At 68.1% G+C, this 11,457-nt stretch carries 7 protein-coding genes and 1 pseudogene; 2 read left to right on the top strand and 6 right to left on the bottom strand.

The window, feature by feature from the left end; all coding sequences use genetic code 11:
* Positions 1–105 precede the first annotated feature (105 nt).
* Positions 106–1,548 (top strand): alpha/beta hydrolase, encoded by a 1,443-nt coding sequence (locus Poly30_RS03730; protein WP_419190916.1) that lies wholly within the window; start codon positions 106–108, stop codon positions 1,546–1,548.
* 40 nt (positions 1,549–1,588) lie between these two features.
* Here Poly30_RS03730 and Poly30_RS03725 read toward each other — a convergent pair.
* Both Poly30_RS03725 and Poly30_RS03720 read right to left on the bottom strand, forming a co-directional pair.
* Positions 1,589–2,350 (bottom strand): annotated as a pseudogene (locus Poly30_RS03725) (TlpA disulfide reductase family protein); the annotation flags it as partial.
* Between the two features lie 15 nt (positions 2,351–2,365).
* A complete protein-coding gene (locus Poly30_RS03720) occupies positions 2,366–2,560 on the bottom strand; it encodes a hypothetical protein (RefSeq protein WP_145194678.1) in 195 nt (64 codons plus the stop codon).
* Between the two features lie 164 nt (positions 2,561–2,724).
* Between Poly30_RS03720 and Poly30_RS03715 the strand changes: the two genes are divergently transcribed.
* Positions 2,725–3,699 (top strand): SDR family oxidoreductase, encoded by a 975-nt coding sequence (locus tag Poly30_RS03715; protein WP_145194677.1) that lies wholly within the window; start codon positions 2,725–2,727, stop codon positions 3,697–3,699.
* A 15-nt stretch (positions 3,700–3,714) separates the two neighbouring features.
* On the opposite strand, the gene Poly30_RS03710 is transcribed toward Poly30_RS03715, so the two are convergent.
* Genes Poly30_RS03710 through Poly30_RS03695 form a run of 4 tightly spaced genes read right to left on the bottom strand, consistent with a single transcriptional unit; the run spans position 3,715 to position 11,457 of the window.
* On the bottom strand, positions 3,715–5,004 hold the full coding sequence (locus tag Poly30_RS03710; protein ID WP_145194676.1) for a hypothetical protein: 1,290 nt from the start codon (positions 5,002–5,004) through the stop codon (positions 3,715–3,717).
* Positions 5,004–6,686, bottom strand: coding sequence for a hypothetical protein (locus Poly30_RS03705; RefSeq protein WP_145194675.1), 1,683 nt, complete (start codon positions 6,684–6,686; stop codon positions 5,004–5,006). Before Poly30_RS03705 ends, Poly30_RS03710 begins: the two co-directional genes overlap by 1 nt.
* A gap of 41 nt (positions 6,687–6,727) precedes the next feature.
* Positions 6,728–9,238: a multiheme c-type cytochrome gene (locus Poly30_RS03700; RefSeq protein WP_145194674.1), complete on the bottom strand. Its 2,511-nt coding sequence runs from the start codon at positions 9,236–9,238 to the stop codon at positions 6,728–6,730.
* Positions 9,238–11,457 (bottom strand): NAD(P)-binding domain-containing protein, encoded by a 2,220-nt coding sequence (locus Poly30_RS03695; RefSeq protein WP_419190914.1) that lies wholly within the window; start codon positions 11,455–11,457, stop codon positions 9,238–9,240. Before Poly30_RS03695 ends, Poly30_RS03700 begins: the two co-directional genes overlap by 1 nt.

Raw genomic sequence — 11,457 nt, 5'->3', positions numbered from 1 at the left:
CTCCAGATTGGCCTGTATCGGCTTTTTTTGGCGATGACGCGCGCACTTCAGGTAATGGGATCCGCTGGCCCGGAACCTGGCGCGGGTTGCGGGGTTCCAGGGGCCATGAAATCGCTCCGATCCCTGGCGCTATTGCCGGCCCTCGCCTTCCCCCTCCCCATGGCGCTGGCCCAGGGCCCCACCCATCCGGACCTCGTCTACGCTACCGTTGGACAGGCGGATCTGCACCTCGACCTCTACATCCCGCCAGCGCCCGCGGGACCGAAGCCCCTGCTGATCTTCATCCACGGCGGCGGCTGGTCCGGCGGAACGAACGCAAGTCTCTCCGGCCCCTCCACGATCGCCCTGAACCAGGGATTCGCCGTCGCCAGCATCGAGTACCGCCTCACCTCCCAGGCCGCCCTCTTCGCGCCCGAACCGGTCACCTTCCCGGCCCAGATTCACGACGTGAAAGCGGCCGTGCGCTTCCTGCGCGCGAACGCAGGCGTCTACGGACTCGATCCGACTCGCTTCGCCAGCTACGGCACCTCCGCGGGCGGCCACCTCTCCGCGCTGCTGGCGGTATCGACCGGCGTGGCCGAGCTGGAGGGGACCGTCGGACCCCACGTCGGAGTCTCCAGCGCCGTCCAGGCGGGCATCGACTTCTTCGGCCCGACCGACCTGCTCCGAATGGGGCTCGACGCGCAGCTCCCGCCAGGGAGCTTCATCGACCACGACGCGCCGACCTCGCCCGAGTCACGCCTCCTGGGCTGGGACGGTCCCGGCCAGGGGGTCGGCGACATCCGCGCCAACCAGAGCAACCCCGCGCCGCCCTATCCGGAGCTCGTCGAACTCGCCACCTGGGTGAATCCGGTCACCTGGGTCGACCCGAGCGACCCGCCGCTCTTCATCGCCCACGGGACGAACGATACGTCCGTGCCGCCAACGCAGAGCATCCGGCTATCCGCTGCTCTCCTGGCGGCGGGCGTCCCCCACGACTTCCGCACGATCCCAGGCGCAGGCCACGGGCTCGGCGGCGCGGTGAACCAGGCGGCGTTCACCTTCATCCGGCGCAAGCTGATCGGCCCGAACCTCCCGGACGTCGGAACGACCGTCTGCACCGGCGATGGCTCCAGCGGCGCGTGCCCATGCGGGAACGAGAGCTTCCCGGGCGGCGGCGCTGGCTGCGCCCACTCACTCTTCGTCGGCGCTGGCCTCACCGCTTCCGGAGCTGCCAGCGTCTCGAACGACACGCTGCAGCTCCAGGGAGACAGCATGCCGGAGACGTTCGTTCTCTACTTTCAGGGCACAGCGCTCCAGAACCCGGGCGTGGGGCTCGCCGAAGGTCTGCTCTGCGCCGGCGGAACCATCACCCGCCTTGGCGTCCGGCCGACGCTGCAGGGCTCTGCGCTTTACCCCGGCCCTGGCCATCCTTCCATCTCGGTGAGCGGCGGGGTCACGGCCGGCGTCACGCTCTACTATCAGGGCTGGTATCGCGACGTCGACCCGCACTGCAACGGATCGAACGCCAACCTGACGAATGCGATCGCCGTGACCTGGCTCCCCTGATCGTAGCCAGGCCCCGGGGATGGCCCGGGACGCGTCGGAACTACGTCTTCCCGCAGATCTCGCGGAGCCGCTTGTGAGCGTGCTCCGCGTCGCGGCGCACGACGCTCTCGGCCGGAAAGTCCTCGGCGATGCGGTCGATCTTCTTCTGAAGGGTCTCGAACTGCTTCGCCTTGATGTCGCGTTCGAAGATCTTGGCGATCTGCTCTTGGGCCTTCAGGATGTCTTTCGCGTCGTCCTCCTTCAGTCGAGCGAGAAGCGCTTCCACCACGTCGACCTCCGGTCGTCCCTCGATGGCACCCGTCAGCGCATCGCCGAGCGTCTTGACCGCGAGCCAGTCGCCCGCGTCCGCGGCTCTTCGAACGGCCGTCAGACGACCTTCGATCATCCCCTGAAGCGAGCCCGCGATCTTCGCGTGGGTTTCCCCCGCGTCTTCGACCTCCGTCAGCGCCCTGCCGAGATCACCCTTCCGGAGCGAACTCGCGGCCTTCCTCAGATCGTCAGGCCATTCGTAGAGCGGAACCGTGAGGGCGGTCTCGACCGCCTTCGCAATGAGCGACTCGTCCAGCTTGGAGGCATCTCCCTGAAAGAGGATGGTGCCGCCAGAGTCGACGAGGAGTATGAGCGGGTACCCGGTCGCTCCCACGTCCTTGAAGAGCTTCCCCGTGCCGTAGGCGTACGCGTACTTCGCGCCCGTCGATTCGATGAATTCGTCGGTCTTGTCCTTGGAGTCACTGGCCACGCCAATGACGGTCAGTCCCTTCTCGCCGTACTTCTGCTGGATAGCGTTGAGGTAGGGGATCTGAGTCTTGCAGTGGCCTCACCAGTACTCGAAGAATTCGATGAGGAGAACGCGCCCTGTGAAGTCTTCGAACGACTTGGCCGCCGTCTGCTTCAGTTCGTCGAACCCGGGCCTCGGCAGTGGATCGCCCACATCCGGCGCTGCGGAAGCCAGAGGCCCGAGGGCGAGGAGTAGCGCGAGCGGAAACGCTCGCGCAAGGAGCTTGTGGATCATGGGTCTCGAGGCCCTCCCAGGCCACCGGTGTCTACCGTGCGATCGTAGTACATCCTCTCCAGCCCATCGTCCGATTCACGTGGGTCCTAGGGAGACTTGAGACGCCCCCGTCATCGTCTCAGTCGTTCGCCCAGCCTCGTTCTGCCCCTCACAGACCCACCACCATGAAAGACCTCATCCTCGTCACCGGCTCGACCGGCTTCATCGCGACCCAGACCGTCCTTCGCCTCCTGGACGAGGGCTACCGAGTCCGCGGAACCGTCCGGAGCCAGAAAAAAGGCGACGCGCTGCGCAAGCTCGTCGCCAGCTACCGTGACGACGCCCCGCTCGAGATCGCGGTGGCCGACCTCCTGGAAGACGAGGGCTGGAGCGCGGCCATGAAAGGCTGCGACGGACTCTTCCACATGGCCTCACCCTTCCCCGGAGGTGATATCGAGGACGAGGACAAGCTCCTCGCCCCCGCCGTCGAAGGCACGGAGCGCGTGCTCAAGGCCGCCAAGGCCGCGGGCATCCCCCGCGCGGTCCTGACCTCCTCCGTCGCGGCCGTCGCCTATGGCGTGCCCACGCGCCCCAACGGTGTCTTCACGGAAAAGGACTGGTCGGATCCCCAGGGCGACGGCATCTCCACCTACGCGAAGTCCAAGGTCCTCGCCGAGCGCAAGGCCTGGGACGTGGTCGCCGATGGTGGCCCAGCGCTGACCACGATCAATCCGTCGCTCGTCCTCGGCCCGATGATCGAGGACGATCACGGCACCTCCATCGGGATGATCCGCAGCCTGCTCAGCGGTGAGATGGACAAGATTCCCGCAGCGGCCTTCGGCATCGTCGACGTCCGCGACGTCGTCTCCGCTCACATCAAGGCCTTCGAGATGGACTCGGCCAAGGGTGAACGCTTCATCGTGTCGGACGCCTTCATGACGATGGAAGAGGTCGTCGCGGATCTCCGGAACGCCTACCCCTCCCTGTCCGAGCACTTCCCCACCGAGCTGGAAGACGGAGCGATCGAACATCGCGTCCCGTCCGCCAAGAAGGCCAGCGAGACCCTCGGTATCGAATTCACGCCCGCGAGCCACGCGATCGTCGCGACGGCCCAGTGCCTGATCGACCGCAAGCTGGTCGACGCACCGGTCGCTCGATAGAGCTCGAGACCGCCGTCAGTCGTCCGCGCGGCCGTCCGGGTGACAGCTGATGCACGCCGGACTGCTCCAGGTGTAGTTGTTCACGTCGCTGTGCTTGTCGTCCATTCTCGACTGCCGGTGATCGTGACAATGGATGCAGCTGACGTTCAGGTAGTTACTGGGCGTCTGGTGGCACTCCATGCAGTCGAAGTTTCGGTGATCGCCGGAGTTGATCGGGAACGTGTGGTCAAAATTGGCGTCGCCCCAGCTGCTCGTGTTGTGACACTGCTGGCAGGTCTCCGGGAAACCCGAAGAGACGTGGGGCGGATCGTTCGTGCTCAGGTACTCCTGGCGGTGACACTCCACGCAGTCGCGGGGCGTACCCGAATAGACGTTGTTCGCGTGGCACTGCGCGCAGTCTGCCGTCGCGTGCCTGCCCGTCAACGGGTAGGTCGAGTGGTTGAAGAAGGCGCCGTCCCAGCCCGATGTCGTGTGGCACTGGGCGCAGTCCTCCGGGAATCCAGAAGCGATGTGGTTGGGATCGGTCGTGCCGAGGTATTCCTGGCGGTGGCATTCGACGCAGTCACGCGGCGTGCCAGCGTACACGTTGTTCACGTGGCATTCGGCGCAGTTGGTCACGCGATGCTGCCCGGTCAGCGGGAACGTGTTGTGATTGAACGCGGCCCCGTTCCAGCCGGTCGGAATGTGGCAGCGATCGCAGCTTTCCGTCCAGCCGTTCGCGACGTGATTCGGGCTGGCCGCGCGCGCGAGGTCTGCCTGGTGGCAGCTGATGCACTCGACGTCCAGCGGCGCCAGGATGCCCGCCTCGATTCCCTCGTGACAGCGCCTGCACGCCGTCGCCGCGTGGGCACCGACGAGCGGGAAGCGCGTCCGCGCGTGCTCGGCGATCATCCCCGTGACGCGCCACTTCTGCTGGTCGTGGCAGGTATCGCAGCGCTTGCCCTGCAGGCCTTCGTGCACGTCCTCGTGGCAGCCCGCACAGCCAAGCGCCGCGAAGTCCGCGACGGGCCCGCGGTCGTTGTGACAGCGCAGACACTGGGCTCCCTCGTGCGCACCCTCCAGCGCCACTCCCGTCTCCTTCTCGTGGTCGAACTCGAAGTCCGGCTTGAGCGTCACCCAGTCCCCTGGCTCGTGACAGAGATCGCAGCTCGCCGGAAAGGTCTCGTGCGGCACCACGGGCCCGCGCTCCGCCCACCAGCCCTGGGGCTCACTCTGGAAGAGCTGGCCCCCCACGCATGCGAAGAGCATCAACGAGGCGAGCGCCAGGAGCAGTGGATTGCGGGGGAGTCGTTCGGTCGGTGCCATCAGAAGCTCCGCTGGAGGAGGAAACCAAGCGAGACGGCGTCTTGCTCGTCTCCGAAGCGATAGGCGGTCGTCAGGGAGAGAAGCCAGTCAGCGCCAATGATGCCGTCCCAGCCCAGTGAAAGCGCTCCCTGGAAGAGATCCGCCTGAGATCCATCGAACCGCGCCTGTCCAAAGAGACCCGCGTCCAGGTCCGCCCGCCAGCTACCGCCACTCAGGGGCCCGCCGATGCCGGTACGCAGTCCCTTGACGGCACCGAATCGGCCCTCTCGGTAGAACACCGAGGTGTTGATTCGCTGGATCCGTGGACCGTCGAGCTGATGGCCCCAGCCGAACTCTCCGCCCGCTCCGCTCGAGCTCTGATCGGCCCACTGGTCCGCGCGAACGTTGATGCGATCCACGTCGCTCAGTCGAGTCCAGCCGGAGAGGCTCACGCGCCGGTTGCTTCCGTCGGTGATGATGCTGGAGCCCAGGTCCTGGATTCCGTTCCGCAGAAGCGACGGGTAGCGGTTCATGCTGGAGGACAGGGACACGCCCGAGTACTTACCGATCCGGCGCGAGAGACTGGCGATGGCCTGGGTCAGCTCGACCGAATCTTGCTTCAGCGGATCGTTCGAATCGTAGAAGTCGACCCAGGCCGTCGCGAAGGCGCTCCACGGCCCGTTCGGGCTCCAGCGCAGGCGCGCCAGGAAGAGCTGGCGATCCGCCTCGCCCATGTGCCACGTCTTCTGCAGCGCGGCCCCGAGCTGAAAGCGCTGGTCCTCGTCGACCATCAGCGTGCCCCAGGAGGAGATCTGAAGCGTATCTCCCGTGGAGCGTTCGCGGTCGTTGGACGGCAAGTAGCCGATGCTCGCTCCGACGCTGTGACCCGCGCCGGTACGCCATGAGACCTCGGCGCCATCCAGTAGCCCGAGTTCGGGGAACTCGCGCGGCAAGAACCGTCCGACCTCGATGCGCCGGGGCTCGCCCCGCACGCCGCCGAGCGCATACGAAAAGCGGTCGAGGCGGGCGAGCGTGTCCTGTTCCCCCTGACCGTCCGCTACCTGGGTGTCGCGCATGTTCACCTCACCGTCGATCCGGAACTCGCCGCCGAATCCGAAGAGGTTCGTCCCTCGCGCGTCCATGCCGAGGCGCGAGAAGAGATCATCTCGCCCCGCTCCCACTCCGTCATGAATGAGGTCGGACGTCATGTAGACGCGGCCGCGCCAGACCGGCGGGCGCTCCTCCCGTTCGAGCACGCGCGCCTCCGCGAGCAGCGGCGTGCCCTCGGTCCACTCGACCTCGTCGGAGGTCCACTCGATCGGCGGGTAATCGCCCTGGTCGGTAGGCTGCGGATCCTCGCCGCCCGGGAGACGTGAGGCCGGTACGGCGACTTCACCGGGGACGCCCGGCATGAGCTGATCGGTGGCCTGCGCCACGTCGACGACGGATTCGCGCTCCTCGACGGTCTGCACGACGCCCTGCACCGGGCTCCCGCCGAGTGGCCGGAACGTGACGCGATCGCCCGGCGCCAGTCCTGCGGACGCACCCCGGTCGATGCGAACCAGGGTCGAACCTCCGGAGACCACCGGCGCAGAGATCACGCGAAAGTCGACCTGGACGCTGGCCGAGGCATCGAGTTCTGCGTCGACCCCCGCCGCTGCGGATGCGGCCCAGCCCGTCGTCGAAGCCAGCCCCAGGGCCATCAGCCCCGCTCTTGAACACAGACCCCTCATCGTTCCCCTCATCACTTGTCGCCCCGCCGGAAGGTCACGCCGTGGCAGTCCACGCACTCGGTCCCGAGGGGCCGGTAGCGGACCGCCGTCCTTCCATCCTTCGTCGTCGCCGTCTTGTGGCACTGATGGCAAGCCAGTTCCGCGTGGTGGCTATCGAGCGCGAAACGCGCCGTGTCGTGGTCGAACACCAGGGAATCGAACGGGCCCTCCGTCGTGTGACAGCGCACGCAGCTGGGGTCGCTCTGGAGATCGGCTGCCTTGCCCTTCACTGGCTGATTGAACTGGCCGAGGTGCGGATCCGCATGACAGTCCGTGCAGCGGTTGCCCTTGGCGAATCCGCGCGTGCGACCGAGCGGATCGACTGGCTGTGCCGCGTGGCACTCGACGCAGGCGACCTCGGCGTGGGAGTTCTCCAGCGGCCAGCCCGTCCACTTCCCGTGATCGAAGGGCTCGGTCACGTGGAAGGACGCGGGCCCGTGACAGGTCGAACAGTCGTTCGGGATCTCGCGAGCGAGCGCGCCCTGGCCGACTCGCTGCGTGCGGAAGGCGCCCCGGTGAGGGTCCCTGTGGCACGTCGCGCAGCGCTCCGTGTTCCCGGGAAACGCGTTCTCGACCTTCCCGAGCCGGACTGCGTCGTTCTTCGCGGGAACGTGGCAAACGGTGCACTTCGCCTGGGCGTGGGCCCCGGCGAGCACGAAGCCGGTGGCCTCGCCGTGATCGAACGTCCCAGGACGAATCTCGAGGAAGTCGCGGACCGTGTGGCAACGCTGGCAATCGAGCAAGCCGGTCTCCGGATCGTTCATCTCGACGAAGCGGTCGCCGTGGGGACTCTCGTGGCAGGTGCTGCAGGTGCGCGGATCGCCGTCATGGTGCTCTGCGACCAGACCGAAGTTCCTGGGCTCTTCCTCGGCAGGACCGTGGCAGCCGACGCACTCGGCCGCTGCGTGGGCCCCTTCGAGCCGGAATCCCGTCCAGCGACCGTGGTCGAACGACGTGGTCTCCGGAAACTCGAAGCGATCCGTCGTGTGACACGTCGCGCAGTCCTTGGCGGACTCTCCTCGGGACAGCGTCGCGGCCAGCAGGCTCGCTTCGGTCCGATCCGCCATCGAGCGCGCGGCGACGGTCTCCGGGTCGAAGGCTCCCGCATGCACATCGTCGTGGCACGTGCTGCACTGGCCGGTATCGCCGGGGTAGAGATCGCCGACGAAGCCGAAGTCTCGCGCCTGTCCCTCGGACAGGCCCGCCGCTGCCGCAGGCGCCTCGCCGTGACAGGCAGTACAGTTCGCGCTCGAGTGCGCACCCGTGAGCTCGAAGCCCGTGAATCGCCCGTGATCGAACGGCGCGTCCTCCGGCAACTTGAAGCTGTCCGTCGTGTGGCACGTGGCGCAGCTGACGGCCTGGGCTGCGTCGCTCGCGATGGCCAGCGGGCTCTTGCCCGAGCCCGTCGCGGCGCTCGCCAGCGTCATGCCATCGAACGCACCGCGGTGAACGTCCTCGTGGCAGTCGGCACAGGCGCTTTGGGTCCTCGCGAGGTAGCGATCGGCGTAGCTGCCGGTATCGACGTGACAACCGGCGCAGTCGACCCGAGCATGGGCTCCGTCGAGCGCGAATCCTGTGGCGGCGTGGCGACCGATCGTCATGTGTTCGTCGGCCCCCAGGAACGTCGTCGCTCCGCCCCCGTGGCAGGCGGCGCAATCCACCGCGACCTCGGCGAGGAACTCGCCCGTGTGCGAGGACTCATGGCAATCCGAGCAGGTACGCGTGACCGCGAGGGACGCGATCGCGTGGGTGAGGCTGGCGGGCGACGCTGCGGGCTGGACGCCATCCTCGTGACACTGGCTGCACGCGATCTCCGCGTGCGGCGGCGTCAGAGGGAACGTGTCCGGGTGCTCGAAAGCGGCGACCGCAGCGAAGGCCTCGCTCTGACCGTGGCAGTCGGCGCAGTTCGCCGACATCTTGCCTTCGTGCGGATCCTCATGGCACTGCGTGCATTTCTGCGCGAGGCCGAGGAAGCGCGCCTGTCCCTGGGCGAGGACCTCGACCCGCGCGTTCCCGTGGCACTCCTCGCACGCGAGCGATGCGTGCGCGCCTTCCAGCCCGAACCCGAGCCCCGCGTGATCGTAGGCGTCCAGGCTGTCGTGCCCCGCACGAACGAAGGCGAGGTCCCCCACCAGGGTGATCGAGTCGCCGTGGTGTTCACCGTGACAGACGTCGCAGCGCGCGGCTCCCTCCGCCTGTTCACTCAAAAGGTCCCCACCGAGCTGCCCGTGCAGCCCCGTGCCGCCTTCGATCTGCCCTTCGATCGCTCCATGGCAATCGAGGCAGCTCTGCGCCATGGCCATGGGCGAGCCCTGCTCTCCGTGACAGACGACGCAGCCGTCGCGTCCGGCCAGCTCCGACATCGCGGCGTGGACGGGGTGGAGCGGGCCGGGGCCCGGATCGGCCGCGTCGCGGAAGGCGAGCACTCCGACGAGCACGAGGCTCGCGCCAGCGAGCCACACCTTGGGATCAAGGATTCTCATCAGGAGGCGGCGCCGAAGTGCGCGTAGCGAACGGCCGTGACGATGTGGACACCCAGGACGAGAACGAAGAGGAGAGCGGCCCAGCGGTGGATGTAGCGCCAGCTGGAGAGCATGCCGCGGAGTTCCTCGTACCGCGCCGCCCCGAGGGCGGTGCGGTGGGCGCGCTGGGCAAGTCCGAGCACGTCGTTGATCCGCTCCAGCGGAACGCCCATGCCCTCGCCCTCGAGGCGGAGACCGTGCAGCGTGTGCTTCAGCCGGCGCTGGGCCGTGAGCGTCGCGAGAACTCGGCGCCAGAGCGAACGGGACCAGTGCCCTTCGGCCACGAGGCGAGCGACCTCGCCGCGCACGCGGTGCCGATACTCCGGGTGGTCCGCGTCCCACTCGCCTTCGAGGCCCGCGAGCCTGGACTGGATCTCCTCCAGCGCCAGCTCGCGGCCGTTGGCGGCGCGTGGAACGAACGAGTAGAGGTAGCGGCCCATCGCTCCGGTGGCGATGAGCACCCCCATGGCGAGGATGGCGTGCCCGCCCGCCGTATCACGGACGAGGAAGCCGCCGTGAACCACGGCGAGCAGGAAGCCGCTGACGCCGGTCGCGACGTGCAGGGACATCCAGCCACGAAGGGAGCCGAAGCGGATCCAGGCCCGCTTGCCGCGGCGAAGCAGGTAGAGAAGGTTCAGGACGACGGCCAGCGCGGCGGCGATCCCGCAGGCGAGGCCGACGTTGCGCGCCGGGCGCAGGAGCTCGTGGCCGTCGATCGACGAGCGCAGGTGGGCGGGAGCGTCGTAGTAGTCGCCGTGGAGGAGCGACCACGCGAGCGTGACCATCGCGAGCAGGAAGGCGACGAAGAGCGCCTTGATCAGCCCGCTGCCGCGCTCGGTCGGCTCCTCGACCGGGAGCCGCATCGCCGGATCGAAGGACACGCCGCACTCCTCCAGCATCTTGAAGGGCGGGATGCCGCCGGCGAGCACGAAGACGTGGTCGTTGGGAATCTCGATCACGCCCTGATCCGTCTCCAGCTCGACGCGGTCGTCGCCGATTCTCCGGACGTTCGAGCCGAGCTCCGCGCGGACCGAGCCGTTGTGGAAAGCCTCCAGGATCCTGGCCTCGTTCTTCGCCTTGATGCGGAAGAAACTCGTGCGGCGGTAGGACAGCGTGACCGTGGTGTCCTTCTGCGCGCCGAGCCCCAGCGCGGCCTCGATGGCGCTGTCGCCGCCGCCCACGACGAGGACGTGCCGGCCCTCGAACGCGCGGGCGTCGAGGAGGCTGTACGTGACCTTGGTCAGGTCTTCGCCGGGGACGTCGAGCTTGCGCGGGGAGCCGCGCCTGCCGAGCGCGAGGCACACATGACGGGTGACGCGAAAGCCCTCGCTGGTCCGGACGAGAAAGGCTCCGTCCTCGCGGCGCTCGATGCCGTCGAGGCGCTCGCCGGTGACAACGGGGAGCGCGTGCTGCGTGGCGATCTCGTGCCAGAGGTCGATGAGCTCTTCCTTGGTGTAGGTCGTTTGCGTGAGCTTGCCGTGCAGCGGAAGCTCGACGGGCTGGGTCATCACCAGCTTCTGCCGCGGGTAGTGCGCCACGGTTCCGCCGAACTGATCCTGTTCGATCACGACGTGACGCAACCCGCTCTCGAGCGCGGCCAGGGAGCAGGCGATGCCCGCGGGTCCCGCCCCGACGATGAGCAGGTCGAGCATGTCCTCCGCGGCGGGCCTGGCCTCGGCGGCGCGCCCGGTCTCCTCGCGGCGACGCGCCACCTCCCTCGCGACCGCCATCCCCTGGGCAATCGCGGTCCTCACGAGGGCGAACCCCGTGACCTCGCCTGCGAGGAACAGCCCGGGGCTTCCGATGGCCTCGAAGTCCACCTCGATGGCGGGGAGATCAGTGCGTTCCTCGACCCCGCTAAGGGTCACCGCGATGGCGTCGACCGGACACTCGTCCGCGCAGCGGGAGTGGCCCACGCAGCGGGAGCCGTGCACGACGCGAGCCTGGCCGTGCAAGACGTCGAGCACGCCCTGCTCCGGGCAGGCGGCCACGCAGAGCCCGCAGCCCATGCAGCGCGTCAGGTCGATGTGCGGATGCTGGAGGCGAGCCTCGTGGCTTCCGCGCTGGCGCGCCTCCTCACGCTCCTCGACCGTCTTCACCATGCGCGAACGCTCCAGCCGCCGCGCCCAGCTGGCGGCGAGCACGACGAGCAGGACGCACATGAGTACGAGAGGGGTCAT

The sequence above is a fragment of the Saltatorellus ferox genome, from assembly GCA_007751475.1.
In the GTDB taxonomy this organism is placed as follows: domain Bacteria; phylum Planctomycetota; class UBA1135; order UBA1135.
This window is presented reverse-complemented; position numbering and strand designations above follow the sequence as displayed.